Here is a 26,695-nt window from a genome sequence, read left to right as displayed (position 1 = left end):
TAATTCCGAGGCATCAGAAATGCCCACTAGTATCACAGAGCTCAAATATAGGACGAAACCACATCAAAACAGTGGATATATTACGAAAACGAGCGATAATAAAAGCATTATTTATGCCCCAAACCGCATTACTCTCAATAAGCTTCTGCAACACTGAACTAGTGCATTTTTTTGCACTATTATCAACACCTCTCAGTTGCGAAGCTTTATTTGGAGAACAAGATGCAAGAAATTTATGCTGAAGTGGCGAATATATGAAATATGAAATTTTTGATATATCAAACTTCAAACAGGAGGAATTCGAGCCTCTTGGCACCAAAGCCAAATACTGGTGCTCCGATCCTGCCGGAAATCATTATTTATTTAAGTCAATTGAGACATATGACTCTACCAACAAACTCATCTCAAGAGATGGGGAAGATTGGTCAGAAAAAATCGCATGCGAAATCTCCAAGAAATTATTTATTCCATGTGCGGATTACGAGTTAGCCCACAACAACACAACTCGCGGCGTAATAACTAAAAATTTCATCTCCAGCGATAATGCCTACCTTGTAACTGGTAACGAGATCCTAAAAAACTACAGCGCCCCAATCAATACTGAAATCCCAAAAAAATCTGAAAAACAAAACATTATGCATGTTTACATCATACTGCGACGAATAATAAGAAACAAACCTTTAGGATTTAACAGCTTACCCAACATTAAGAGCGCCGCTGATTTCTTCACTGGCTATTTGATGCTTGATGCACTGCTATCCAATCAAGACCGACACAGCGAAAATTGGGGATTAATTGTAACCGGCAAGGGACGTTTCCACCTTGCTCCGTCATTCGATCATGCAGCGGGCTTGGGTCGCAATGAATCTGATGCAACTAAGACGCATAGATTAAACTCACTCGACCAAGGGCAGCATGTTTCGACCTACGTGCAACGAGCGAAGTCGTACTTTTACTTAAAGGATAAAAGACTTCGCACTTTTAAAGCATTTGAATATTTTGGAATACTTAATCCGAGAGCGGCTTTGAGTTGGCTAGGCCAATTGAACGCATTGACTACTGACATAATGCAAGCTACTATCGACCCAATACCTGCGGAAATAATGAGCGATGTATCTAAAAAATTTGCTCTTGAAATGCTTCGTTGTAACAAAGCGAATATGATGACCTTGATACCTTTCTTTAAGGAAAACTTAGATCCATTATTTAGAAAGCGGCAGATAAAAACATATGAGTAGTGCATTCGTAATTTGGCAGGATCCCGAAACAACGATGTGGGAACCTGTGGCTAAGCTAACCGAGTCCCAGGGAATCTATAGCTTTGCCTACACCCAAGGAGCGCTTAACAAAAGCTTTATTCCGTTCCCGCGAATGAGCATCTTGAATAAAGAGTATGTATCAGCCGAACTTTTTCCTTTCTTTCAAAACAGATTAATTCCTGAAAGACGTCCAGAATATTTCACCATGCTTTCATGGCTAGATATGACGCCCGGTGCCAACGACCCTCTTGAAATTCTTAGCGCCTCAGGAGGCTCAAAAAAAACAGACAACTTTCGAATCATCAAAGTTCCGCAAAAAACAGCAAACAACGAATATAGATTAAAATTCTTTATGAGTGGCATTGCTTATATTTCAGATGCAGCCAAAAGAGAATTGCTCGCCCTAGAGAGCCATACGAAACTTACTTGTATCATTGAAGAAGGAAACCAAGCCGATTCAAATGCAATTTCGGTTGTGAACCCCGATACTGGACATCATCTTGGTTACTACCCTCACTACCTCAATGAAGATTTAATTCACGCAAATCGTATGCTCGGAGTTATGGGCAACCAACTTACCACTAGCATTCCTGTACTCAAAGTCAACCTTAGCGCTCCTGAGCAATACAGACTACTATGCGAGTCAGTAACTCCTTGGCCGGATGACTTCGTACCTTTCCAATCAGAAAAATACAAACTCCTTGCCGCGCGCAGCCGACTTTCTAGCCATCAAACAAGCTAAACTTGAAAAAACAAATAAATAAAATATTAAAGGGACAGATATATTTTTGACTGATAAATCCGTCCCCTTTCTCCACTCTTTCTGCAGCCCCCTTTCTGCATAGACAAAGGAAGAATGGGCAAGAGACTAGATCAGTCGAACCACAACCGCGACGACGACAAAGGTAGCCAGTGCCAGCGCGGCACCGATGCTGAACGGCACCACAGCAGAGCGGATCGCGTTTGGGGCGGGACGACGCATCTCTTCGGCAAAAGCTGCAACGTCGCGGTGCAGTTGTTCAATGCTGGATTGATTCGTAGGTTGTGTGGACATGCTGCTACTTCCTGTGCAGGTTACCGTTCGTGCCTGCTGAGTGAACCCATATCGGGCAAGGTGGGCTGCGCAACGGCAAAACTCAAGCGGCGACGATGGTGGTCACCCTACCAGCCCCTAACGCGAATGGATACCAGGAGGTCCCTTGCTTGAGTTTGCTTTGTTCCGCCATGAATTTTCGGGTTTCGACCATGAACCTTCGGATTTCACTCAGCGCACATTCCCCAAGCGCCAAACGACCCAGCCCACAGTCAATTAGCTAAACTTCACCAATAACCCACTTCGCAAATCCCTGAAAATTCAGGAGGCGAACCATGAGCAAACAACCGCAACCCCAAAGCCGCTCCAACCCCCAACCCAGATCTCGCCCGCTTGTACCGAACCTGCGGAGCAAAACCGGCAACAAGTCCGGTCGCCTGCGCGGCAACTATCCGCCGAAGAAATCGTAATTGCCCCTGGAGTACGACAGGCTTTGCAATGGAGCCCGTCGTAGTCCCCCGCCAATTCAGCATTAATTGCCTCTATATCGGACATTTTTTCCACGTGCGACGTCGTACCTGCCAAGAATGATGGCCAAGGGCTACGCTCTCCACGGCGTCTCAAATACAGCTAGGCCATGCCGCCAACAGATTCGCACCCCTGACTCTGAAAATGTCTGCCCCCTTAACGTACCCAAGCCTTCGCGATGTCCCGTGTTGCCATAAACCCTGCTTTTTCTGGCTCATTTACATGGAGTAAGCGTACATGCCCTTCCCCCCTCGTTTCCTAGACCACTACCGCAAAGCCGACCGCATCATGCTGGGCCTGATCTGGCTGATGTTCGTCTTCGCGGTGGGCCTGGCGTTCTGGCACGACACCTTCATGCAGGCATTGCTGGTGGGCGGTGGTACCAGTGTGCTGTTGACGCTGTTGTATCGCGCCATCGGCGGGTCGCGGTGGATGCGCTGTTTGCTGGGCGTTGGCCTGATGGTGATGGCCGCGCTGCATATCAATCAGGCCGAGGGGGTCATTGAGTCGCACTTCGGGATTTTTGCGTTGTTGGCGGTGTTGACGTTTTATCGGGACTGGCTGCCGATCCTGGTGGCTGCGGTGACGATTGCGCTGCATCACGTGGCGTTTCATGTGCTGCAGCATCAGGGTTTTCCGGTGTATGTGATGGCGCATCACGGGGGCTGGACGATGGTGTTCGTTCACGCTTTTTATGTGCTGATGGAGACGGTCGCGCTGCTCTATCTTGCGGTGCACAGCCAGGCCGATGCGGTGGAGAGCCAGGACATGCTGGACAAGATGCTCGCCACCACGTCTCAGTTCACCGGCGGTGCCGGCCAGGGTGACAAGGCGCGGGTGCATGTGTCGCTGGCCCAGCGCTTCGATCAGTTCCTGATGCAGATCACTGCGTTGGTGGACGGCGTGGTGCGTGACTCTCAGGGTTTGGGTGAGTTGGGCCAGGAGTTGGCCAAGGCCAGTAACACGCTGGAGAAAGGCGCGAAGCATCAGTTGACGGAAATCGCCCAGATGACCGGGTCGATGCAGCGCATGGGCGATGCGATGGAGCACATTGCGGTGCATGTCGAGCATGCCGTTGAGCACGCGGGCCAGGCCACTGTGCAGATCACCCGCGGGCAGGAAAGCGTGAACCGTGCGCAGCAGGAAATCACTCAGTTGGCGTCGCGCCTGAAAGGCACCAATGAAACCGTGCAGGTGCTGGCCGGGCAGGCACTGCAGATCGGCACGGTGCTGGAGGTGATCAGCAGCATTGCCGAGCAGACCAACTTGCTGGCGCTCAACGCGGCCATCGAAGCCGCGCGCGCCGGCGAGCAAGGCCGGGGCTTTGCGGTGGTGGCCGATGAAGTGCGCAGCCTGGCGCAGCGCACGGCGGTTTCCACCAAGGAAATCCGCACTATCATCGAGGCCTTGCAGCAAGGCAGCCGCAAAGCCGTGGAGGCCATGCAGGACAGTCGCGAAGGTGTGGAGCGTTGTGTCGAGGACAGTCAGTTGGCGGCGGCGATGTTGCGGGCGGTAGGCAGCGACATCTCGCAGATCGATGAGCTCAATGGGCGAATTGTCACTACCACCCGCGAACAATCCACGGCGAGCTTCGAGATTGTCGGGCGCTTGCAGTCGGTGCAGAGCATTGCGCAGAACACGGCCGATGATGTGCAGACGCTGGCGTCGAGCAGTCGGCGCTTGCCACCCATTGCCACGCGCCTGGATGCGTTGGGGCGTACTTTTCATCAATGATGGAGCCGTGGTTTGCATGAATAATTGTTCATCGTGCAGATCACGGCCTTGCGCCTATTGATGTAGCGGCCAGCTCCAGACCAGAGCTAATGGTTTATTCGCAATCTGCTGACAATCCCATCACATTTCGCCCGATAGCCTTGTTGCTCCAGCCGCTTCTCCGTCGCCACGGTGAGCGCAACGTGCGAAACAGTGATGAAAAATTCGTTAGTCCGGTTTGTGAAAAGTGACCAGGGTGCGCTGATCCTCTTGCTTGGCGTATCTGCGCTTCTATTGCTTTTCGGATTGGGCGCAAGGGAGCTTTGGGGGGCGGAAACGCGCTGGGCGAATATCGCGTTGCAGATGTTGCAGACCGGCGATTATTTCGACCCTTACCTCAAGGGCATGCCCTATTACGACAAGCCGCTGCCGTCCTATTGGTTGATTACCGCCACTGCCCATCTGATGGGTGGCCTCGGGCACTGGTCGCTACGCCTGCCTTCAGTTCTGTCGGCGTGGTTGAGTGTCTGGCTGGTCTACCTGATCGGTGAACGGCTCTATGGCAAAGGCACCGGTTTGATTGCCGGCTGGTTTCTGGCGACGACCTTCTTTTTCGTGTTCTGGGCGCGGGTCGCCACGGCAGACGTGCTGACGGTTTGCGGTGTGCTGGCGGCAGTGTGGTGGTATTGGCGCGGCCCGGATGACACGCGCCTGAGTCGCTACTGCGTGTTTTTCCTGATGCTGGCACTGACCTCGCTGTTCAAGGGCTTGATCGGGTTCATCCTGCCGGGGCTGATGCTGTTGCCGCATCTGCTTGGCGAGGGACGCTGGAAAAACCATCTCAATCCACGTCTGTTCCTGGCGATGCTGGTGGGTGGCGTGGTCTACATGCTGCCGTTCATATTGTCGCAACGTTACGGCACGCCGACTTTTGGGCCAAGTGGGCTGGGCCTGGTGTTTCAGGAGAACGTGGTTCGATTCTTCAAGCCATTCGACAACATTGGGCCGATCTATACCTATCTGCTGTATCTGCCGGTCTATACCCTGCCCTGGGCGCCCTGCTGGATGCTCGGCCTGTGGCTGGCAGTGCGAGGCTGGAAGCACACCGAAGCCAACGTTCGCTGGCTGATCCTGGGCCTCGGCCTGCTGTTCCTGTTCTTCACCGCCAGCGGCAGCCGGCGCAGCTATTACGTGTTGCCGCTGGTGCCGTTTGCGCAATTGCTGGCGGCCTGGTGGGTCACTCGGCGCATGGCCGCACGTCAGGCGGCCGGTAAAGCCGGCGGCCCCGGCTGGACGAAAGGCATTGCCGGGGCAGCCGGGTTCTTGTTGTTGATCCTTGGCGTTGTCTACCCCTGGACCAATGGCGGTGGCGGCGGAGTCATTCAGTTCACCCAGGATGTGCGCGCCGAAGCGATCAAGACGGCGCCATGGAACGAATGGCGCATGGTGCTGGTGGATGTCGACAACAAGCTGCCCATGTACCTGCAAAATCACGGCTCGCCGTTCTACTACGTGCTCCCGGATTCGGACATTCCACAAACCGGTGACAGTGCTGCGCTGATGGCGTGGCTGGAAAAGAAAAGTGGCGAGACCTGGAATCCGGACCGCACGATCATCGTGGAGCAATACAAGGATATCCATCAATTGCCGCTGGATTATCTGACGGCCGACCATCAGTTGATCACCACCAAGCCCAACAACGGCGCCCGGTTGTTCCATTCAACAGAAAATGGCAGTGCCGCCTTCATTCCCCATGGGAAAACGGCGGTGACCGGGCAAGCGGTAACGCAGGCATTGGATCAATGATGTATTGAGGTGAGCTATCAACAAAAACGGGCGCTTAAGGGGGCGTCCGTTTGTTTAGGTGCGAAAGTCCACTGGTCGCGGCAATATTGCTCTACAGATTCAATAAAACTACATTTGAATCTACAGATTCAGATAGAGCACACAAACATGGCCGTCCCCATCCAAGCCCAATCCTTCACAAAAAACCAATGCGTCACCGGCCTGCGTGCCGCGGTGAGCATTCTGGAAAAGTGGAAGGCCACCGGCGATCAGGCCTGTCGCATCCTGCGCATTTCCCGCAGCACTTACACCCGCGCCCGTCAGCGTGACCCGGATTGGGCGGTGGCGCTGGATGCGGACCAGATGCAGCGCATCAGCTTTGTGCTGAACATTCATGCGACGTTGCGGCTGGTGTTCGACAACCCGGACAACGTGTATGGCTTTGCCTCGATGGCCAACGACAACGAGTTTTTCAACGGGCGTTCGCCGCTGGAGATCATGGCCCAGGGCGACATGATTTCGCTGTATGAAACCTTCCGCCGCATCGACATGTTGCGGGGGGCGCAATGGTGATGGCGAGTGAGCTGACGGTGTTTGCCGGCCAGTCGTTGCAGGCTTATCGCCTGGTCAATTCGAAGTTTCCGCCCATTGCGTTGTTTGATGACGTGGCGGACGCGGATGAATTTGAAGTGTTGTTCGAGATTCAGGCGCTGACCAATCCGCGGTTGAAGAATGAAGTAGGTCAGCTTGAGTTGATTGCGCGCAGCGAGATTCCGTTCGGGATTGCGGGTTGCTCTTACGCCATCGCGCCGTTTACCCATGTGAATCCGGCGGGCTCGCGTTTCAGTGACGGCAGTTTTGGTGTGTTGTACCTGGCGGATTCGATGGAAGCGGCATTGGCCGAAGTACGGCATCACCAGGCCCTGTATTGGTCGAAGGTGCCGAGCCTGAACTATGAGCGCTTTGTGTTTCGCGGGTTGGCGTGTGCGTTTGGCGATGGCGGGATGAAGGACGCTGCGGCCCTGCCGATAAGCGATCCGGTGTATGCGCCGGACGACTACAGCCATTCCCGAGTCCTGGGGCGGTCGGTGCGGGACGCCGGTTGTCCCGGTCTGCGATATCACTCGGTGCGGATGCCGGGCAGTCATTGCTGGGCGCTGATGACACCGCGACCGGTTTCGTCGATTGTGCAGACGGCGCATTACGAGATGGTCTGGAATGGGCAGATCACCAGTGTGAGCCAGATTAGTGAGGCTTGAGCCCCGTTGTCAGACACATGAAAACCTGTGGGAGCGGCGGTGCGGCGATCCGACTTGCTCGCGAAGGCGGCGTGTCAGTCGCTAACGATACTGAATGTGCCGGCCTCTTCGCGAGCAAGCCCGCTCCCACAGGGATCTGCGATCCATTGACTGCGTCGATAGTCACCATTGATTCAATGAAGTTCTCTTAAAAAATCTCCGGCGTAACATCTGCTCCATACCAACCCATAAGCACCCCGGAGCACACCATCATGAAACGCCAAACCCTCCTCAGCATCGCTTTCTCGGTTTTCGCAGTTAACGCTTTCGCCGCTACCTCTGCTCAACCTGTGGTCGCTGAAGGCGGCTCGGATCGTCTGATTGAAAGCCTTGTCGCCGAGGGTGGTTCCGATCGTTTGATCGAGAATCGTGTGGCTGAAGGTGGTTCGGATCGCCTGTTGGAAAAACGTGTGGCCGAAGGCGGTTCCGACAAACTGCTGCAAAACCGCGTAGCCGAAGGTGGCTCCGACAAACTGCTGCAGAACCGCGTCGCTGAAGGCGGCTCCGACAAGCTCCTGCAAAACCGCGTCGCCGAAGGTGGTTCCGACAAACTGCTGCAAAACCGTGTCGCCGAAGGCGGCTCCGACAAACTGCTGCAGAACCGCGTCGCTGAAGGCGGCTCTGACAAACTGCTGCAAAACCGCGTTGCCGAAGGCGGTTCGGATCGCCTGATCGAAAGCCGCGCTGTCTGAATGCAGTGCTTTACCGCAGGACTCAACGAAAAGCCCGGCCTCAACAGCCGGGCTTTTTCGTGCGGGTCATCAATTCGCCGCTTGCTCATGCACTTTCGCGTATCGCGAGAGGCCAATTTTGATGCCGACCAGGATGGGCGCGGCAAAGACGAACAGCAGGGCCACGGCGAAGAATGCCGTATCGAAGGCAATCACCGTGGCCTGACCTGACACCGCTTTGCCCAGCAGGCTCGTGGCTGCCCGGCCAGCGGCCACCTGATCCATGCCCTTCCCTGCCAGCATCGTGGTTGTGGTCATCAGCCGTTCGATGAGCGCGTGCCCTCCCGGGGTGACGTTGGCGCCCAGGACCACGCCATTGCTGACCACCTGATGGTCGATCAAGGTCTGTAGCCCGGCGACCCCCATCAGGCCCCCCAACTGACGCCCTGTATTGAACAGGCCGATGCCGCTGGCCAGGTTGCGGCTGTTGAGGTGACTGAAGGCAATCAGCGTGATCGACAGAAACAGGAAGCCAAGCCCCAGGCCGCGCAACAGGATGGCCGCCATCATGTCGTCGCTGCCGCTTTCGCTGGTGGAGCCGGACAGCATCCACATCGCTGCCATGATCAGCAGGATGCCCAAGGGCACGGTCGCCACCGGCGGCACGCGGCGTACCTTGAACAGATAGGCGGCGATGAGCAGCGAACCGACAAAAAAACCGCCACTGGGCAACAGCAGCAAGCCGGCATCGGTCGGTGTGAAGGCGAGTACCGACAGGGCGAACGCCGGGATCAGGTAGGCGCTGCCGAACAGCGCGGCACCGGCAACGAAACTGACGCAAAAAGCAAAGGTAAAATCGCTTGATCTGAACAGGCTGAAGTCGAGCAGCCCCTGGCCGTTGGCCAACACCTGTTGGCCGAGAAAGACCAGCAGCGCGGCGCTACCGATCACCGTCAGCATCAGGATGCGCGGCTCCTCGAACCAGTCCCAGCGACTGCCCTGGCTGAGCACGTAGGTGAAACAGAACAGGGCTACAGAGAGCAGCGAGAACCCGAGCCAGTCGAACGAACGTTGCCGGCCCCGGGCAGGCACAGGGTGGTCAGCGATTAGCAAGAGGCCGGTCGCCGCCAGGGCCAGCGGCACCACGCTGAAGAAGATCCAGGTCCAGGACTGGCTATCGATCAACCACCCTTGCAGGGCTGGCGCGAGGGTCGCCGACGCGACCACCGCCGCCATGGCGAACAGGGCTTGCAGGATTGGCTGAAGCGCGCGTGGATAGCCACGAAAGATGATCGCCTGGCCCGCCACCAGCAGCGCACCGCCAGCGAAGCCTTGCAGGATGCGCAGTGTGATCAGCAACTCCAGCCGAGCGGTGATGGCAGCCACACCGCACGTCAGGCCCATGGCCAGGGTGGCGCCGATGATCACATTGCGCGCAGAAAATCGCTGCATCAGCCAAGGAGCGATCATGAACCCGATCAGCTTGAGTGCGATGTAGCCGACATCCAGCCAGGCGAACTCGTCGGGCGTGGCATGGGTGTCGCCGATGATGTCGCTGCGGCCGAGGGCCAGCACGGTGCTGGCGATCGCTTCCGTCAATGCCGCCAGGACGATGCCCGCGATGAGCAGGATGCCGGTCGACGGCCTGGCGCGGCTCATGACCCGGCCCCTTGTGATACCTCCACCCGTGCGGACAGGCCCGGCACGATGCGCCCCGGCAGCGGGTTGTCAGCCAGGCGGATCTTCACCGGAACGCGCTGCACGACTCGCACAAAGTTCCCGGTGGCGTTGTCGGGTGGCAGCAGACTGAACGCCGAGCCACTGCCCGGTGCAAAGCTGTCGACCACGCCATTGAGTGCCGCATTGGGGTAGCCATCGACCGTGACGCGCACGTGCTGGCCGGGGCGAATCTGTTCGAGCTGGGTTTCCTTGAAGTTCGCCACGACCCACACATCCTTGACCGGCACGATATCGAGCAGGGATACGCCCGGCGTGACGAAGCGGCCGAGGCGGACCTGACGGTTGCCGACCACGCCGTCCACCGGCGCATGCACCACGGTGTGCTCGAGATCGATCCGGGCGAGATCGCGCGCGGCCTCTGCCTGGCTTACAGCCGCTACGGCCGCCCCTCTCTCGGCCACCAACACCGCGATGTTTTGCTGTTGCGCCTCGACCGTTGCCGAAGCGGCCGATACCGAGGCGGCGGCTCTGGATTGCGCCGTGCCGGTTTCATCGACCAGGGCCTGGCTGACCGCGTTGCTGACGATCAGTTTGCGGCTGCGGTCGTGGGTCTTGGTCGCCAGGTTCATGTCGGCGGTGGCCGAGCGTCTTTGCGCTTCGGCCTGCCGGATCAGCGCATGCTGAAGCTGGATTTGCGCATCGACATGGGTCAGGCGCGCCTGGGCGGCGCTGACATTGGCCTCGGCTTGCGCGAGTCTGGCGCGATAGTCGCGGTCATCGATCCGAAACAGCACATCACCGGCGTGCACGGTCTGGTTGTCCTCGACCTCCAGCGCCGTGACATAGCCGGCGACCTTGGCGGCCAGCGAGGTGACGTCCCCGCGGACATAGGCGTTGTCGGTCGAGGTCACGCCACTTGAAAACGCCAGCGCCCCCCAGGCCGCCACGACCACCAGGGCACTGACGCACAGCAACACGCCGATGGTCTTGCGCCGGCTACGTGGTACCACGCCGCCCGGGGTGCTGGTGCTGGCGGCAATGGCCGCGTTGTCCTGGAGCGCGTTCATTTTTTCATTTCCTGTGCAGTACCTGGAACTCCAGCAGCCACAGGGCGGCAGTGGTCTGCCGCCCGGCTGTCGAGCCCTCATGAGCGCGTTGATCGGCTCACTGTTTGATCGGTGTCACGAGTACCTTTTCGTCGGTGTCGAGGACGAACACCGCCAACAGGCGTGCAGGTTGAGTGTCGCTGGCGTTGGCGCTGACCAGGTGCACGGAGCCCGGTTCCTCTACGAAGTTTTCGCCGGTCTTGTAGATCTTTTCCGGCTGGCCTTTGACCTGGATGCGAAACGAACCCTCCAGCACCGTTGCATAGATGAAGGCCGTTTTCGGATGGGTGTGGGCCGGCGACGCGGCACCCGGCCCATACTCGACGACCACGCCCCTCATGCTCTTGCCGGGGATGTTGGGAATGGGACGGTCGAACACCACCGTCACCTTGCCGGGGGGCGGCTCGGCGGCCGAGGCGGCGCTGATCGAGAGCACTGCGAAGACGGCGGCCATCAGCAATCGGGTAACCATGGGATTTCTCCTGGATTCGTGGGAAATGTAAGAGTGCGATCCGTTACTGCGCTGTCGACCGGGCCAGCCAGTCGTCGAAGCGAATCGCCCCCAGACGTGCGTTCTTGCCGGTGACCAGCGATTGGTCATTGAGTACGGCCCCGAAGTAGCGCGCATGCACGTCCGGCACGACCTTGCGGCTATCCTGGGTCGCTTTCAGATAACGCCTGGCCAGTTCGTCGATCGGCATGGTTTCCGGGCCGCCGACTTCAACCGTGCCATTGACCGCTGCTGCCAGCACGACATCGGCCAGCGCCGCTACCACGTCGTCGGAGGCGATCGGCTGGATCAGCGCCGGCGAAGCATGAATTTCCTCGCCAACGGCGAACGACTGGACAATGCCGCCGGCAAACTCGGAGAACTGCGTGGCACGCAGAATGGTGTAAGGCATGCCGGACGCCTTGATAAGGGCTTCCTGCGCGACCTTGGCCCGGAAATAGCCGGTATCGGGAAGCCGTTCGCTGCCGACAATCGACAGGGCAACATGATGACGAACCCCGGCAGCGGCTTCGGCGGCCAGCAGGTTACGGCTCGACGTTTCAAAGAAATCGAGAACGGCCTGGTCCTCCCACGACGGCGCGTTCGCCACGTCGACCACCACATCAGCGCCATCCATCGCTTCGGCCAGGCCTTCGCGGGTGATGCTGTTCACGCCCGTGCTGGGGCTGGCGGCGAGTGCGTCATGGCCGCGCTCGCGCAGGGTGTTCACAAGTTTCGATCCGATGAGGCCGGAGCCTCCGATGACGACGATCTTCATGGTTTTCTCTCTCCACTTGTCGAACGCAACCATTGCGTTGGTGTGTAGGAGAGTGCCTGCGTGCAGGAGGGAAGTCCTTGTGCCGGGCTTGGATTTGCCTTGGAGAAAGCCTTGAAATACGTCCAAGGCAGAGGCTGTTCGTCCCACCCCTCTGGCGCGGACGGTGCAGCGGGTGTCGAGCTGCCGTATCATCCGTCACAGTTAACAGCCGCCAGCCGCCCGGGACACGGCGTTGAGGGCGCTTCGCCAGGGGATGCTCGATTTGCAATTCGCTTTTGAAGACTACGTACTCGATCAAAAACGCCGGGAGCTGACCTTGCGCGGGCAGGTCGTGGCCGTCGGACCGCAGGTCTTCGACCTGTTGCTGCTGTTCGTCAACAATCCCGATTGCGTCCTTGGCAAGGACGAATTGCTCAAGGCGGTGTGGGGCGGCCGGATCGTTTCGGAGTCAACGATCACCAGCCACATCAATGCGGTGCGCAAGGCCATTGGCGATACCGGTGAGGAGCAGCGCCTGCTGCGCACCGTCGCCCGCAAGGGCTACCGCTTCGTTGGCCGGGTCCAGGTCGACATGACCGGGGAAGCGAAACAGCCTGATATCGATGAGCGCTCGACCGCCGCCCCGGAACAAATCCCCTCCCCTACGCTCGTCCTGCCGGAAAAACCCTCGATCACTGTCCTGCCCTTCCAGAACCTGAGCGGCGATCCGGAGCAGGAATATTTCGCCGATGGCGTCGTGGAGGACATCATCGCTGCCCTGTCGCGTATTCGCTGGCTGTTCGTCATCGCGCGCAATTCGAGCTTCACCTACAAGGGCCGGTCGGTGGACGCCCAGGGTGTCGGCCAGGAGCTGGGCGTTCGCTACGTGCTCGAAGGCAGCGTGCGCAAGTGCGGGAACAAGGTGCGCATGACCGGGCAACTGATCGACGCGACCAGCGGGACGCACATCTGGGCGGAGCGCTTCGAAGGCACGCTCGACGATATCTTCGAGCTGCAGGACCAGATCACCGAAAGCGTCGTCGGCGCTATCGCGCCACAACTGGAACGGGCGGAAATCGAACGCGCCAAGCGCAAGCCGACGGAAAGCCTGGACGCCTACGACTATTACCTGCGCGGCACGGCAAAACTGCACAGCGGCGGTCGGGAAGCCATCGAGCAGGCGCTGCCGATGTTCTACAAGGCTATAGAACTCGATGCGGAATTTGCCTCGGCCTATGGCATGGCCGCCTGGTGCCACTTCTGGCGCAAGATCAATGGCTGGATGATCGACCGGCCTGCAGAAATCGCCGAGGGCATACGGCTGGCGCGTCTGGCGGTGGCCCTCGGCCGGGATGATGCGGTTGCACTGACGCGCGGCGGACATGCCCTGAGCCATCTCGCCGGTGAAATCGACAGCGGCATTGCCCTGCTCGACAGGGCGCGCCTGCTCAATCCCAACCTCGCCCCCGCCTGGTTTCTGGGCGGTATCCTGCGAGCGCTGCACGGTGAAACAGACGCCGCCATCGAGCATTTGAACCATGCCGTGCGCTTGAGCCCGCTGGATCCGGAGATGTTCAGGATGCAGGTCGGGATGGCGCTTGCGCATTTCTTCGCCGGGCACTTCGATGTCGCTGCAGACTGGGCGGAAAAGGCACTGGGCAACCTGCCCAGCCTGCTGCCCGCGGCGACGCTGGTAGCGGCCAGTCATGCACTCGGCGGACGAATGGACAAAGCGAAGTGGGCGATGCAACGCCTGCAAGCGCTGGATCCCTCTTTGCGCCTGTGCACCCTCAAGGACTGGCTGCCCATTCAACGGCCTGAAGACTTCGCCCGTTTCGCCGATGGACTGCGGCTGGCCGGCCTACCGGAGTGAAGGCCCCTGACCTGTACCTGTACCTTTACCTGTACCTGTACCTGTACCTGTACCTGTACCTGTACCTGTACCTGTACCTGTACCTGTACCTGTACCTTTACCTTTACCTGTAGGAGCGAGCTTGCTCGCGAAGAACTCAAGAGCACCACGATTAGCCAGTAGCCCCTCGTAATCGTTGACGACCTTCGCGAGCAAGCTCGCTCCTACAGGGTTCAGGGTTCAGGGTTCAGGGTTCAGGGTTCAGGGTTCAGGGTTCAGGGTTCAGGGTTCAGGGTTCAGGGTCCGGCATCAAAGTTCATACGCCGTTTCGGTCGTGCGTTGGCTTTCACCTGGCAAAACTCACAGTTTGCAACGGTAGGCTAAGCTTTGATCAACTCGTTGCTCATGATGCTCGGTTCTGCAGGTTTTGGGTGTTTCTGGAGAGCGTCTGCAACAGCGATCTCAGACTGGCCCAAACCTTTCACGCAGGATTGACGTGATGACCGAGCCCCTCCTCAGTTTTGATGAACTCAAGCGCGCCGCGGCTGCCGGCGAAATCGATACCGTGCTGGTCTGCATGATCGACATGCAGGGACGCCTGGTCGGCAAACGATTCCAGGTCGAGTTTTTCATCGACAGCGGCCACGAAGAAACCCACTGCTGCAACTACCTGCTGGCCGATGACATTGACATGGAGCCGGTGCCGGGTTACGCCGCAGCCAGTTGGAGCAAGGGCTATGGCGATTTCGTACTCAAGCCGGACATGTCCACCCTGCGGCGCGTTCCCTGGCTTGAATGCACGGCGCTGGTGCTGTGCGACGTGCTCGATCATCACCATCGCCAGGACCTGCCCCACAGCCCTCGGGCGATTCTGAAAAAACAGGTCGAGCGCCTGCACGCGCGCGGCTATACCGGCATGTTTGCCTCGGAACTCGAGTTCTATCTGTTCGATGAGAGCTACGAGGCGATCCACGAGCGCAACTATCACAAACCGAAAACCGCCGGCCATTACATCGAGGACTACAACATCCTGCAGACCACTCGCGAAGAGCCAGTGCTGCGGGCGATTCGCAAGCATTTGCAGGCATCGGGAATTCCCGTGGAAAACTCCAAGGGGGAATGGGGCCCGGGCCAGGAAGAGATCAACATCCGCTACGCTGATGCCATGACCATGGCCGACCACCACGTCATCATCAAGCACGCCTGCAAAGAGATCGCGCAGTTGCAGGGCAAGGCGATCACCTTCATGGCCAAGTGGCGCTACGACGCCGCCGGCTCCAGCAGTCATATCCATAATTCGCTGTGGGACAAGAACGCCAAAAAGCCGCTGTTCTTCGACGTCAAAGCCGAATTCGGCATGTCGAAACTGATGCGTGCCTGGGTCGCCGGGCAGCTCAAGTACGCCAACGACATCACCTGCTTTCTCGCGCCCTACATCAACTCCTACAAGCGCTTTCAGGCTGGCACTTTTGCGCCGACCCGGGCGGTGTGGAGCCGCGACAATCGCACCGCCGGCTTTCGCTTGTGTGCCGAAGGCAGCAAGGCGATCCGCATCGAATGCCGCATCGGTGGCGCCGACCTCAACCCCTATCTGGCCTTCGCCGCGTTGATCGCGGCGGGCCTGGCCGGTATCGACGAGAAGCTCGACCTCGCGCCGCCGTTCGAAGGTGACGCCTACCTGGATGAGCATTTGCCGGAAGTGTCCAAGACCCTGCGCGAGGCGAGCGCCGCACTCAAGGCCTCCAGCATGTTGCGCAAGGCGTTCGGCGATGAGGTGGTCGATCACTACGTGCACACCGCCGAGTGGGAGCAGAAAGAGTACGACCGGCGAATCACCGACTGGGAATTGCAGCGCGGCTTCGAGCGCTATTGAGAACATCATGACTGCGAAGGTTCAACTGATCTCCCCGGTCGATGGCCGGGTGTACGTCGAACGCGAGGTGGCCGATGCGGCGCAGGTCGAGCAGGCGCTGACGGCCGCTGCCAGCGCACAGGTGTCATGGCAACGCCGCTCACTGAGCGAACGCGCAGCGTTTTGCACTGCCGCAGTGGACGCGATGCTGTCGATGCAGGCGGACATCGTGCCGGAGCTGGCCTGGCAGATGGGTCGCCCGGTGCGTTATGGCGCCGGCGAACTGCGCGGATTCGCCGAACGCGCCCGGCACATGATCGCTATCGCACCGCAGGCCCTTGGCCGGGTAGAACCCGAGCCTGTTGCGGGATTTCGACGCTATATCAAGCGCGAGCCGCTGGGCACTGTGCTGGTCGTCGCCCCGTGGAATTACCCCTATCTGACGGCGGTGAACACGATTATCCCGGCGCTGATGGCCGGCAACAGTGTGATCCTCAAACATGCGTCCCAGACGCTGCTGGTGGGCGAGCGTTTCGCCGAGGCCATGCGTCGCGCAAAACTGCCCGAGGGGCTGTTCCAGAATCTGCTGCTCGACCATGTGTCGACCGGGGCGATCATCGCTTGCGGGCGCGTGCAGCAAGTGAACTTCACCGGTTCCGTGGAGGCGGGCAAAGTCATGGAAAGCGCCGCCAGCGGACAATTTCTCGGCATGGGCCTGGAGCTCGGCGGAAAAGACCCGGCCTATGTCCGCGCAGACGCCAACCTTGAACATGCGGTGGAAAATCTGGTGGACGGCAGTTTCTTCAATTCCGGGCAGAGTTGCTGCGCCGTGGAACGTATCTACGTCGACCAGAAAATCTTCCCGGTGTTTGTCGAGCGCTTCGCCGAATTGACCCGCCAGTACGTGCTGGGCAACCCGCTGGACGAAGCCACCACCCTCGGTCCGCTGGTGACACCGGGCGCCGCATTCTTCGTTCGTGGCCAGATCGCCGAAGCGCTGGCCCAGGGCGCAACGGCGCTGATCGATCCGCAGGCATTTACCGCCGACGTACCGGGCAGTGCCTACCTCGCGCCGCAGGTCCTGGTCGATGTCACCCATCAAATGTCGGTCATGCGCGATGAAAGCTTTGGCCCGGTGGTCGGCATCATGCCGGTGGCCAGTGATGACGAGGCCATTGCCTTGATGAACGACAGTGAATTCGGGCTCAGCGCTTCTATCTGGACCCGGGATCTCGTAGCGGCCGAACGACTGGGCAACGAGATCGCCACCGGCACCGTATTCATGAACCGCTGCGATTACCTCGACCCGGCACTGGCCTGGACCGGCGTGAAGCACAGCGGGCGCGGCGTCACTCTGTCGCCATTGGGCTACGAGCACCTGACCCGCGCCAAATCCTTTCATCTGCGTCACGAGGTGTAGACCATGAACCTGACAGGAAACTGGAACTACCCCACCAGCGTTCGTTTCGGTGTCGGGCGCATCGCCGAACTGGCCGACGTCTGTCGCAGCCAGGGTATCCAGCGGCCGTTGCTGGTGACCGACAGCGGCCTGGCGCGCGCGCCGATCACCACGGCGGCGCTGGACGCGTTGCGTGCCGCCGGTCTTGGTGTCGCGCTGTTCTGTGACCTCAAGCCCAACCCGGTGGAAGCCAACCTGGCCGGCGGGCTCGACGCCTGGCGTGCCGGCGGGCACGACGGCGTGATCGCTTTCGGCGGCGGCAGTGGCCTGGACATGGGCAAGCTGATTGCGTTCATGAGCGGCCAGACCCGCCCGGTCTGGGACTTCGAAGACATCGGCGACTACTGGACCCGCGCCGACGACAGCCGCATCGCCCCGGTCATTGCGGTACCGACCACGGCGGGAACCGGTTCCGAAGTGGGTCGCGCGGCGGTGATTATCGACGAACGCACCCACACCAAACGCATCATCTTCCACCCGAAGATGATGCCGCGCGTGGTGATCAGCGACCCGGCCCTCACCGTCGGCATGCCGGCCAAAATCACCGCTGGCACCGGCATGGATGCATTCTCCCACTGCCTGGAAGCGTACTGCGCCCCCGGCTTTCACCCCCTGGCCGATGGCATTGCCGTGGAAGGCATGCGCCTGGTGGCCAATTCACTGGTGAAGGCGGTACACACGCCGTCGGACCTTGAGGCACGCGCGCAAATGCTCGCAGCGGCGGCGATGGGCGCCACGGCATTCCAGAAAGGCCTGGGCGGGATGCATGCGCTGTCGCATCCGGTGGGCGCGCTGTACGACACCCATCACGGCATGACCAATGCCACCTTCATGCCTTACGTCCTGCAGTTCAATCGCACGGCCATCGAGGAGCGCATCACCCGCCTGGCGGCGTACCTGCGCCTGCCCTCCCCGGGGTTCGACAGTTTCCAGGCCTTCGTCCTCAAGCTGCGCAAGGACATCGGCGTGCCCCATACCCTGGTTGAACTGGGCGTGGATGACCGGCAGGCCGACCTGATCGCGGACATGGCGATTGTCGACCCCTCCGCCGGTGGTAACCCGTTGCCATTGACCCGGGACGGCGTGGCAAGGATTTTCGACGCGGCGTTTCACGGCCGTCTGTAGGAGCGAGCCGGCTCGCGATGGACTTGAGGATGACGCGGGGTGTCAGGCTCCCCGCGTCATCGTTGACGCTCATCGCGAGCAAGCTCGCTCCTACAGAAAACCAAGGTCGAGCCTACGGCGGCTCAGTTCGGCCTGTCCAAAACCTGAAGGGGCACACATCATGAACCCAGCAAGCCAGCCCGGCACCGACGCGCACGACGATGACGTCAAGGTGCTGCACAGCATGGGCTATGCCCAGCAACTCTCACGACGAATGGGCGTTTTCTCAAACTTTGCCATTTCCTTTTCGATCATCTGCATCCTCTCGGGTGGCATCAACTCCCTGGCCCAGGGCACCTCGGGCGCGGGGGGTATATCCATCGGGATCGGCTGGCCGATCGGCTGCCTGATCTCCGGGGTGTTCGCCATGGCCATGGCGCAGATTTCCTCGGCCTACCCCACCGCTGGCGGCCTGTACCACTGGGGCTCGATCCTGGGTAACCGCTTCACCGGCTGGCTGACCGCGTGGTTCAACCTGCTGGGGCTGGTCACGGTACTCGGGGCGATCAACGTCGGCACCTATTACTTCTTTTTCGGGGCCTTCGGACCGGCACTGGGCATGGAGGACACGACCACGGTCAGGGTGATTTTCCTGGCGATCCTCACCGGCCTGCAGGCCTTGTGCAACCACTTGGGCATCGGGCTCACCGCCAAGCTCACCGACTTCTCCGGCTACCTGATCTTCGCCACGGCGCTGGCGTTGACCATCGTCTGCCTGATCTCGGCGCCCAGCTACGAGTTCGCCCGGTTGTGGACCTTCAACAACTATTCCGGCGAGTTGGGCGGCAGTGTCTGGCCGCAGGTCTCGAACGGCTGGATATTCATGCTCGGCCTGCTGTTGCCGATCTACACCATCACCGGCTATGACGCCTCTGCGCATACCTCCGAGGAAACCCGCAATGCGGCCATGTCGGTGCCCCGTGGCATGGTCATGTCGGTGGTCTGGTCGTTGCTGTTCGGCTGGCTGATGCTCAGCGCGTTCGTGCTGATGCTGCCGAGCATGGACGACGCGGCCAAACAAGGCTGGAACGTGTTTTTCTGGGCCATGAATACGCAAGTGAATCCGTTGCTTCGGGATGTGCTGTATGTGGCGATTTTCATCTCGCAGGTGCTCTGCGGACTGGCCACCGTGACCTCGGTTTCACGCATGATCTTCGCGTTCTCCCGGGATGGCGGCCTGCCTTGCTCGAAAGCGCTGGCCTCGGTGTCGCCAACCTTTCGCAGCCCGGTGGCGGCGATCTGGACCGGTGCCACCCTCGCCGTGCTGTTCGACTGGGGCTCGTCGGTGATCTCGGTCGGGGCAACGCCGGTCTATACGATCGTCGTCTCCTGTACGGTGATCTTCCTGTTCTTCTCCTTCGCCATCCCCATCGTGCTCGGCCTGTTTACCTTCGGGACTTCGAAATGGCCGACCATGGGGCCGTGGAACATGGGGCGTTTCTGGTACTCGGTGTTCGCCATCCTCTCGGTCCTGTCGATGATCATCATCTTCGTCATCGGCATCCAGCCACCCAACGATTGGGCGCTGTACATCACCATCGGCTTCCTGATCCTGACCGCCATCGTCTGGTTCGGTTTTGAAGCACGACGGTTCCAGGGGCCGCCGGTGGGCGACATGATCGTCAAGCGCCAGGCTGAAATTGCCGCGGCGGAAGCGGCGTTGAACAAATAATCTAAAGGGAATCACTGTAGGAGCGAGCTTGCTCGCGATGGTCGTTAACGATACCGCGTGTTTACTGGCTAAACGTGGTGCTCTTGAGTCCATCGCGAGCAAGCTCGCTCCTACAGGGTTCGGGCGTCATCAACCGGGCTTTTTTGCAGACCGATGATTTATCCTGTGCCTCCCCGATTCCGCCCCGGAGACACCCGTGCCCGCCCTCACCGCCCGCGAGGTTTACCAACAGTTGCGCGACGCCGCCCAGGGCATTCGCACGTTCAAGCGCCTCGATGAACACTGTGCGTCGAATCCTTTACAGGTCGACATCGACGGCTGGCGCCTGACGCTCGACGTCGACGCCGGCCACCTGCGCCACTGCCTGCACGGCCAGAGCCCCGATGGCCGCAAGTATGCGTTCGACAGCGGGCAGCGCTTCGGCACCGATCCGGTGAGTTTGCTCAGCACCTGGGAACTGGCGCAGATCGAACGGCTGCTGGCCTGAATCCTGCGCAACCTGTCGTTCCCTGGCCGCACTTGTGGTACACAAGCCGCAGTGATTTTTGCGTCCAAGGAGGTTCTGCCCATGCCCCGTTCCCCACGCCTGCCGCACTGGCTGGCCTGCGCCCTGCTCGCTTTGTCCGCTGGCGGTGTCCAGGCCAGCACGACGCCCCCGGCGCCCGATGCCTTGCAACCCTTGCTGGCAACGATGAATGAGCGGTTGAACATCAGTGAACTGGTGGCGCTGACCAAGTGGGACAGCGGCAAACCGGTCCAGGACAACGCCCGGGAAGCGCAGGTCATCGCCAACGCCAGGAAGCAGGCGGCCGAGCGCAAGCTCGACCCCGACGACGTCGCCGACCTGATCGCCGCCCAGATCGAGGCCAGCAAACTGGTGCAATACGGCCGGCTCGCGCAATGGCAAGCCGCGCACAAGGCACCGGACACACCACGGCCGGACCTCAACAACGAAATCCGGCCGAAGCTCGACAAACTGCAAAACCTGCTGCTCAAGCAGTACGCCGATTTCCTGCCCTACCGCAAAGACCCGAACTGCCCGCAATGGCTGGCCTCGGAACGCTCCGCGCTGATCAAGGATGACCTGCATGATCAGGCGTTGATTCGGGCAACCGGGGAGTTGTGTGTTGTGGGTCGATGGCAGTGATGTGATCGAGACGAAGAGCCCGGCCTGATCAGCCGGGCTTTTTCATGCTCCGGCCGACGATGTAAAACACCCTTTACATCCGTGAATTCTCCGGCGAATATGTAAAGGGACTTTTACATCAGGAGGATGCAATGAAACGCTTCTACATCGAAATGGGCGTCGCGATTACGCTGTACACCCTGTTGTTGCTGGTGTCGGTGATTTTGCTTAAAGACCAGCAAGAAATGGCCATGGCGCTGAAGGTCATCGTCACACTGTTGCCTGTAATTCCTGCGGGGCTGATGTGTTGGGCAGTGGTGCGCAATATGCGCACGCTGGACGAAATGCACCTGCGTATTCAGTACGAAGCGCTCGGTTTTGCCTTTGCCGCTTCGGCATTGCTGACCTTCACCTATGGTTTTCTGGAGAATGTCGGCTTTCCGCACGTGTCCTGGGTCTGTGTGTGGCCAGTGATGGGCCTGATGTGGATGATCGGGCTCAGACTTGCCAAGCGGCGGTATCAATGAAAAACCGGCTCAAGGAACTGCGCGCCGAACGCAAGTGGTCTCAGGTCGATCTGGCGGCGTTGTTGAATGTTTCGCGGCAGACCATCAATGCCATCGAAAATGGCCGCTATGATCCCAGCCTGCCCTTGGCGTTTCAGATTGCCCGGGCATTTGCGCTGCCAATCGAGAGCATTTTCGACGATGAGTTCGCTGGGTAATCTCCCTCTTCAATCAGGCGCCTGTCCATGAGCCGCACCGAAACCCTCGCCAAAATCCTGCTCGGCCCGTTGTTGCTGGTGCAGGGCCTGTACACACGGCGGGTGACGCCCCGGTTGCCGGAGGCCGAAGGTGAACGCCTGGGCGAGGCTGGCAGTGGCGACGTTCTGCGCCTGTTGATTGTGGGCGACAGCGCTGCTGCCGGCGTGGGTGCGGCGACTCAAGGTGAAGCCCTCAGCGGTCGGCTGGTCGAGCGCCTGGCCGATGATTATCAGGTGTCATGGAAACTCTGGGCGCGCTCCGGCCTGGATTCGCAAGGGTTGCTGGAGCTGTTGGAACAGCACGCCCCGGAGCCGTTCGATGTGGCGCTGTTGTCGATTGGTGTCAACGACGTCACCAGCTCACTCACCCTGGATCAGTGGCTCGCTCGGCAACAGCGATTGATCGCGCTGTTATGCGACAGATTCGCGGTGAGGCAGATTGTGCTGTCGCCGCTTCCGCCCATGCACCTGTTCCCCGCCCTGCCGCAGCCGCTGCGCTGGTTCCTGGGGTTCAGGGCGCGTCGTTTCAATGCACATCTTGCGGACCTGGCCGCACGCGTGGATCAATGTACGATGCTGAGCACCCCGCTGGCACCCGAACCGGGCTTGATGGCCAGCGATGGTTTTCATCCGGGGCCGATGCTCTACCGTCAATGGGCCGACGATGCCGCCAGGGTGATCGACCAACGTTTTCGCACCACAACAATAAAAAACAGGAGTTGAAGATGTCTGAGCTGAACCTGAACCCCAACGTCGCAGCGTCCCTGAAGCAGTGGCACGCGATGATCGGCAAGCGCGACTTGAGCGCCTTGCCCGAAATGCTCGACCCGCAGGCGGTGTTCCGTTCGCCGATGGCACACACGCCGTATCCGGGGGCGCCGGTGGTTTCGATGATCCTCAACACGGTCGTGAACGTGTTCGAGGATTTTGCCTATCACCGTGAGTTGGCCACGCCGGATGGCTTGAACGTGATTCTCGAATTCAGCGCCAAAGTCGGCGAGAAAGAGCTCAAGGGCATCGACATGATCCGCTTCAACGAACAAGGCAAGATCGTCGAGTTTGAAGTGATGGTGCGGCCGCTGAGTGGCTTGCAGGCGTTGGGTGAGGAAATGGGACGGCGGTTGGGGGCTTATCTGAAGGCCAGCAAGGCCTGACGTCCTGATCCCCACCTGTAGGAGCGAGCCTGCTCGCGATGAACTCAAGAGCGCCGCGTTTAGCCAGCAAGCACGCGTTTTCGTTAACGACCATCGCGAGCAAGCTCGCTCCTACAGGTACAGGTTTTGTGTAAAACCGGAAGCCATCACACCATCGGCTGGTGGCTGGTTACGCAGTGAATGCCGCCTCCACCCGCAGAGATCGCGTCAATGTCGATCTGCACCACCTCGCGGTCCGGGTAGAGTTCGGACAAGAGGTCGAAGGCTTTGGCGTCCGCTTCCTTGTCGCCGAATTGCGGTGCGATGATCGCGCCATTGATCACGAAGTAGTTGATGTAGCCGGCAGCGAAATCCGGGTTGTCCTTGCTGAACTTGCTGTTGCGCGGGTTGAGCGGCGGCGACACGGTATGCACCTGCAACTTGCGGCCATCGGCATCCGTGGCACTTTCCAGGATTTCCAGATGGGCGCGAGTGACCTTGTAGTCGTAGGACTCGGGGTCGTTGTCGAGGTTGGCGATCACCACGCCGGGCTTGACGAAGCGCGCATAGAAGTCGACATGGGCGTCGGTGATGTCCTTGCCCTTGATGCCCGGCAGCCAGATGATTTTGCGCAGACCCAGCCGCTCCTTCAGTTCCGCCTCGACCTCGGCCTTGCTCCAGTCCGGATTGCGATTGCGGTTGATCCAGCTGCTTTCGGTCATGATCCCGGTGCCGTGGCCATCCACTTCGATGCCACCGCCCTCACCCACCAGTTCGCTGCGCAGGTAATCCGCCTTGGCGTCTCCGGCGACCAGGGCGGCCAGTTGCGCATCGTCCTCATGCTGTTGTTTGTTGCCCCAGCCGTTGAAGTTGAAGTCCACGGCGCCGAGCTTTCCGTTGTCATCGATGACAAAATTGGCGCCGATGTCGCGCATCCAGATGTCATCCAGATCGGCGATCACGAAGGTCGTGTTGTGGCTGCCGCATTTGGCTTCGGCCAGGCGCCGTTCGCTCTGGCGACAGAACACGGTGACCGGCTCGTATTCCGCGATCGCGCGGGCAATCCGGCCAAGGGCGTCTTGCACGTGGGGCGTGAAATCCTCCCAGATCGCGGCCTGTGCCCCGAAGGCGATGAAGGCCCGCTGATGTTTGTCCCCTTCATCGGGCATGTACCACTTGCCGTTACCGGCCGCTCGCACCGGCAGGGAGGTAAAGCCCAATCCCATGGACGCCAGTGCGCCCAGTCCGGCGGCGACCGATACCTGCTTGATGAATGTTCGACGTGTCGGCATGTATTTTCCTGAAATCTCGGGTGTGGCCGGCCCTCGGGCCGGCCAGTGATCATTTAACGGTAGCGGTTTTGAACTTGGTCCAGGTGCGCATGCGTGCCCGCATGTCGGACTGGGGGATGTCCTTGCCGGGAATCAGCCGCGCGTAAGTGGCTTCATCAAGGTAGATGTCCGGGTTGTTGCGCATCACGGCATCGACGTCCGGCCGCGCCTTGGCGTTGGAGGTCGGATAGCCGGTGAAGTTGCTGATGGCTGCCATGTTCTGCGGGCGCATCACAAAGTTGATGAACGCGTAGGCGTACTCCGGATGCTGCGCGTCGACGGGAATGGCCATGGTGTCCATCCACACCGTGGTGCCTTCGCGGGGAATGCGGTAGTGGAAGGTGGTTTTCTTGCCGGCGCCGTCAGACGTGCGCTGCGCCTGGGTCATGTCGCCGCTGTAGCCGAGGGACACACACAGGTTGCCGTTGACCAGGTCGGTCACCGGTTGCGACTGGAACTTGCGAATGTACGGCCGCAGTTTCATCAGCAGCTCGCTCGCCGCTGCCAGGTCAGCCGGTTTGGCGCTGCGTGGATCGCGACCGAGGTAGTTGAGCACCACCGCCAGCACTTCGTCCGGCGAGTCGATCATCGAGATGCCGCAGTCGGCGAACTTCGCCGCCAGTTCCGGTTTGAACAGCATGTCCAGGCTGTCTACCGGCGCGTCTGGCGCACGCTTGGCAATCTGTTCGGCGTTGTAGGTCAGGCCGATGGTGCCCCAGGTATACGGGACCGTGGCCTTGCTCGAATGCTCATAGTGCGAGCGCAGCTTTTGCAAACCAGGCTCGACGTCGTTCAGGGCGGTGATTCTGGACTGATCCAGCGGCTGCAGACTGCCGGCGCGCATCAGGCGTTCAGCCACGGTGTCACCGGGGAAGATCAGGTCGTAGCCACTGCCGCCAGCGAGCATTTTCGCTTCCAGGGTTTCACTGCCATCCATGACATCGTAGATCACCTTGATCCCGGTTTCGGCGGTGAACCTGCTGAGGGTGTCCTCGGCAAAATAATCGGCCCAGTTGTACAGCCGCAGGGTTTTCTCCTCGGCGTGCAGCGCAGGCACCGCACAGGTCAGCGCCAGCCCCATGGCCAGGCACAGCTTGTTGATCGTGTTCATGTCACACCCCTTGGGTTGCCCAGCGTGAATGGATCTGACGACCGTCCTGGGTCAACAAGGCGCCGTACATTTCCGGACGGCGATCGCGGTAGATGCCCCAGGTCAGGCGGTCTTCGCGCATGGCCGCCAGGTCCAGGCTGTGGACCAGCACGCCGGTGCTGTCGCGGTCGGCTTCGGCGAGCAACTTGCCCTTGTGGTTGCAGATGAACGACGAGCCATAGAAGCTCATTTGCAGGGTCGGGTCGGTGGTCGCCGCTTCCCGGCCGACACGGTTGGCGGCCACCACCGGCAGCAGGTTGGCGGCGGCGTGGCCGCGCATGGTCATCTGCCAGTGATCGCGCGAATCCAGGGTGGCGCAGCCAGGCTCGGAGCCGATGGCCGTGGGGAACAGCAGCACTTCGGCGCCCATCAGGGCCAGGCAGCGGGCGGTTTCGGGAAACCACTGATCCCAGCAGATGCCCAGGCCGATGCGCCCGAACGCGGTGTCCCAGACCCGGAAACCGCTGTCGCCGGGGCTGAAGTATTCCTTCTCCTGATAGCCGATGGCGTTGGGGATATGGGTCTTGCGGTACACACCCAACAGGCGCCCGTCGGCGTCGGCCACGCTCAATGAATTGAAGTACGCATTGCCGGCCTTCTCGTACCAGCTCAGCGGCAGCACCACACCCAATTCCCGGGCCAGCGCGGCGAAGCGCTTGAGCACGTGGCTGTCGCGGTACTCCTCGGCCAGCGCCAGGTGTTTGTGGTGTTGCTCGATGCAGAAATACGGCGTGGCGAACAGCTCCTGCAGCAGGATGACCTGCGCGCCCTTGGCCGCGGCCTCGCGGACCAGTTGCTCGGCCTGGTCGAGGTTGTGTCTGAGGTCCCAGGTGCAGGGCATCTGGGTAGTGGCGATAGTCAGCAGTGTCATGG

General features: G+C 59.8%; 27 protein-coding genes. 19 read left to right on the top strand and 8 right to left on the bottom strand.

Annotated elements, in window-relative coordinates:
* Positions 1-254 precede the first annotated feature (254 nt).
* Entirely contained in the window at positions 255-1,238 is a 984-nt protein-coding gene (locus ACEN8Q_RS02985; RefSeq protein WP_413704471.1) for a hypothetical protein, read from the top strand.
* Positions 1,231-2,001 (top strand): hypothetical protein, encoded by a 771-nt coding sequence (locus ACEN8Q_RS02980; RefSeq protein WP_413704470.1) that lies wholly within the window; start codon positions 1,231-1,233, stop codon positions 1,999-2,001. The genes ACEN8Q_RS02985 and ACEN8Q_RS02980 overlap by 8 nt, the downstream gene beginning before the upstream one ends.
* A 126-nt stretch (positions 2,002-2,127) precedes the next feature.
* Here the strand turns inward: ACEN8Q_RS02980 and ACEN8Q_RS02975 are convergent, their stop codons facing one another.
* The gene (locus ACEN8Q_RS02975; RefSeq protein WP_413704469.1) at positions 2,128-2,313 is read right to left on the bottom strand and encodes a hypothetical protein; all 186 of its coding nucleotides are present in this window, start codon (positions 2,311-2,313) and stop codon (positions 2,128-2,130) included.
* A gap of 314 nt (positions 2,314-2,627) precedes the next feature.
* On the opposite strand from ACEN8Q_RS02975, the gene ACEN8Q_RS02970 reads away from it, so the two are divergent.
* The 6 genes from ACEN8Q_RS02970 to ACEN8Q_RS02945 all read left to right on the top strand — a co-directional run bounded on the left by ACEN8Q_RS02970 (position 2,628) and on the right by ACEN8Q_RS02945 (position 8,308).
* A complete protein-coding gene (locus ACEN8Q_RS02970; protein WP_413704468.1) occupies positions 2,628-2,762 on the top strand; it encodes a hypothetical protein in 135 nt (44 codons plus the stop codon).
* Between the two features lie 295 nt (positions 2,763-3,057).
* Positions 3,058-4,554 carry a methyl-accepting chemotaxis protein gene (locus tag ACEN8Q_RS02965; protein WP_413704467.1) on the top strand — a complete coding sequence of 499 codons (1,497 nt, stop codon included), beginning with the start codon at positions 3,058-3,060 and terminating at the stop codon, positions 4,552-4,554.
* A gap of 195 nt (positions 4,555-4,749) precedes the next feature.
* Positions 4,750-6,339 carry an ArnT family glycosyltransferase gene (locus ACEN8Q_RS02960; protein ID WP_413704466.1) on the top strand — a complete coding sequence of 530 codons (1,590 nt, stop codon included), beginning with the start codon at positions 4,750-4,752 and terminating at the stop codon, positions 6,337-6,339.
* A 147-nt stretch (positions 6,340-6,486) separates the two neighbouring features.
* Complete coding sequence (locus ACEN8Q_RS02955) at positions 6,487-6,891, top strand: antitoxin Xre-like helix-turn-helix domain-containing protein (protein ID WP_057399936.1); 405 nt, start codon at positions 6,487-6,489, stop codon at positions 6,889-6,891.
* The gene (locus ACEN8Q_RS02950) at positions 6,885-7,577 is read left to right on the top strand and encodes an RES family NAD+ phosphorylase (RefSeq protein ID WP_413427527.1); all 693 of its coding nucleotides are present in this window, start codon (positions 6,885-6,887) and stop codon (positions 7,575-7,577) included. The genes ACEN8Q_RS02955 and ACEN8Q_RS02950 overlap by 7 nt, the downstream gene beginning before the upstream one ends.
* Before the next feature lie 251 nt (positions 7,578-7,828).
* Entirely contained in the window at positions 7,829-8,308 is a 480-nt protein-coding gene (locus tag ACEN8Q_RS02945; RefSeq protein ID WP_413704465.1) for a phage infection protein, read from the top strand.
* Between the two features lie 69 nt (positions 8,309-8,377).
* Here the strand turns inward: ACEN8Q_RS02945 and ACEN8Q_RS02940 are convergent, their stop codons facing one another.
* From ACEN8Q_RS02940 to ACEN8Q_RS02925, 4 genes are all read right to left on the bottom strand, one after another.
* The gene (locus tag ACEN8Q_RS02940; RefSeq protein ID WP_413704464.1) at positions 8,378-9,946 is read right to left on the bottom strand and encodes a DHA2 family efflux MFS transporter permease subunit; all 1,569 of its coding nucleotides are present in this window, start codon (positions 9,944-9,946) and stop codon (positions 8,378-8,380) included.
* Positions 9,943-11,034: an HlyD family secretion protein gene (locus ACEN8Q_RS02935; RefSeq protein WP_413704463.1), complete on the bottom strand. Its 1,092-nt coding sequence runs from the start codon at positions 11,032-11,034 to the stop codon at positions 9,943-9,945. Before ACEN8Q_RS02935 ends, ACEN8Q_RS02940 begins: the two co-directional genes overlap by 4 nt.
* A gap of 97 nt (positions 11,035-11,131) precedes the next feature.
* Entirely contained in the window at positions 11,132-11,545 is a 414-nt protein-coding gene (locus ACEN8Q_RS02930) for a cupin domain-containing protein (RefSeq protein ID WP_413704462.1), read from the bottom strand.
* 43 nt (positions 11,546-11,588) lie between these two features.
* A complete protein-coding gene (locus ACEN8Q_RS02925; protein ID WP_413427531.1) occupies positions 11,589-12,341 on the bottom strand; it encodes an SDR family oxidoreductase in 753 nt (250 codons plus the stop codon).
* Between the two features lie 262 nt (positions 12,342-12,603).
* Here ACEN8Q_RS02925 and ACEN8Q_RS02920 point away from each other — a divergent pair, with 262 nt between their 5' ends.
* From ACEN8Q_RS02920 to ACEN8Q_RS02870, 11 genes are all read left to right on the top strand, one after another.
* Complete coding sequence (locus tag ACEN8Q_RS02920) at positions 12,604-14,193, top strand: winged helix-turn-helix domain-containing tetratricopeptide repeat protein (protein ID WP_413427532.1); 1,590 nt, start codon at positions 12,604-12,606, stop codon at positions 14,191-14,193.
* Positions 14,194-14,671: 478 nt separating this feature from the next.
* On the top strand, positions 14,672-16,045 hold the full coding sequence (locus tag ACEN8Q_RS02915; RefSeq protein ID WP_413428266.1) for a glutamine synthetase family protein: 1,374 nt from the start codon (positions 14,672-14,674) through the stop codon (positions 16,043-16,045).
* A gap of 7 nt (positions 16,046-16,052) precedes the next feature.
* The gene (locus ACEN8Q_RS02910) at positions 16,053-17,444 is read left to right on the top strand and encodes an aldehyde dehydrogenase family protein (protein ID WP_413428267.1); all 1,392 of its coding nucleotides are present in this window, start codon (positions 16,053-16,055) and stop codon (positions 17,442-17,444) included.
* A gap of 3 nt (positions 17,445-17,447) precedes the next feature.
* A complete protein-coding gene (locus ACEN8Q_RS02905; RefSeq protein ID WP_413428268.1) occupies positions 17,448-18,608 on the top strand; it encodes an iron-containing alcohol dehydrogenase in 1,161 nt (386 codons plus the stop codon).
* Between the two features lie 160 nt (positions 18,609-18,768).
* Positions 18,769-20,319, top strand: coding sequence for an amino acid permease (locus tag ACEN8Q_RS02900; protein WP_413428269.1), 1,551 nt, complete (start codon positions 18,769-18,771; stop codon positions 20,317-20,319).
* A 196-nt stretch (positions 20,320-20,515) separates the two neighbouring features.
* On the top strand, positions 20,516-20,806 hold the full coding sequence (locus ACEN8Q_RS02895) for a hypothetical protein (RefSeq protein WP_413428270.1): 291 nt from the start codon (positions 20,516-20,518) through the stop codon (positions 20,804-20,806).
* An 81-nt stretch (positions 20,807-20,887) separates the two neighbouring features.
* Positions 20,888-21,466, top strand: coding sequence for a chorismate mutase (locus tag ACEN8Q_RS02890; protein WP_413428271.1), 579 nt, complete (start codon positions 20,888-20,890; stop codon positions 21,464-21,466).
* A 131-nt stretch (positions 21,467-21,597) separates the two neighbouring features.
* On the top strand, positions 21,598-21,972 hold the full coding sequence (locus tag ACEN8Q_RS02885) for a hypothetical protein (protein ID WP_413428272.1): 375 nt from the start codon (positions 21,598-21,600) through the stop codon (positions 21,970-21,972).
* The gene (locus ACEN8Q_RS02880) at positions 21,969-22,169 is read left to right on the top strand and encodes a helix-turn-helix transcriptional regulator (protein ID WP_007988375.1); all 201 of its coding nucleotides are present in this window, start codon (positions 21,969-21,971) and stop codon (positions 22,167-22,169) included. The genes ACEN8Q_RS02885 and ACEN8Q_RS02880 overlap by 4 nt, the downstream gene beginning before the upstream one ends.
* Before the next feature lie 27 nt (positions 22,170-22,196).
* Positions 22,197-22,931 carry an SGNH/GDSL hydrolase family protein gene (locus ACEN8Q_RS02875; RefSeq protein WP_413704461.1) on the top strand — a complete coding sequence of 245 codons (735 nt, stop codon included), beginning with the start codon at positions 22,197-22,199 and terminating at the stop codon, positions 22,929-22,931.
* A 2-nt stretch (positions 22,932-22,933) separates the two neighbouring features.
* Complete coding sequence (locus tag ACEN8Q_RS02870; protein WP_413428274.1) at positions 22,934-23,362, top strand: nuclear transport factor 2 family protein; 429 nt, start codon at positions 22,934-22,936, stop codon at positions 23,360-23,362.
* Between the two features lie 146 nt (positions 23,363-23,508).
* On the opposite strand, the gene ACEN8Q_RS02865 is transcribed toward ACEN8Q_RS02870, so the two are convergent.
* Genes ACEN8Q_RS02865 through aguB form a run of 3 tightly spaced genes read right to left on the bottom strand, consistent with a single transcriptional unit; the run spans position 23,509 to position 26,693 of the window.
* Complete coding sequence (locus tag ACEN8Q_RS02865) at positions 23,509-24,633, bottom strand: agmatine deiminase family protein (protein WP_413428275.1); 1,125 nt, start codon at positions 24,631-24,633, stop codon at positions 23,509-23,511.
* Between the two features lie 49 nt (positions 24,634-24,682).
* Positions 24,683-25,783 carry an extracellular solute-binding protein gene (locus ACEN8Q_RS02860; RefSeq protein WP_413704460.1) on the bottom strand — a complete coding sequence of 367 codons (1,101 nt, stop codon included), beginning with the start codon at positions 25,781-25,783 and terminating at the stop codon, positions 24,683-24,685.
* A 1-nt stretch (position 25,784) separates the two neighbouring features.
* Positions 25,785-26,693 carry an N-carbamoylputrescine amidase gene (aguB, locus tag ACEN8Q_RS02855; RefSeq protein WP_413704459.1) on the bottom strand — a complete coding sequence of 303 codons (909 nt, stop codon included), beginning with the start codon at positions 26,691-26,693 and terminating at the stop codon, positions 25,785-25,787.
* Positions 26,694-26,695 lie beyond the last annotated feature (2 nt).

The sequence above is a fragment of the Pseudomonas sp. Pseusp16 genome, from assembly GCF_047324915.1.
Taxonomy (GTDB): Bacteria; Pseudomonadota; Gammaproteobacteria; order Pseudomonadales; family Pseudomonadaceae; genus Aquipseudomonas; species Aquipseudomonas fluorescens_CD.
Note: the sequence above shows the minus strand (reverse complement) of the source record. Positions and strands in the feature narration are given on the sequence as shown.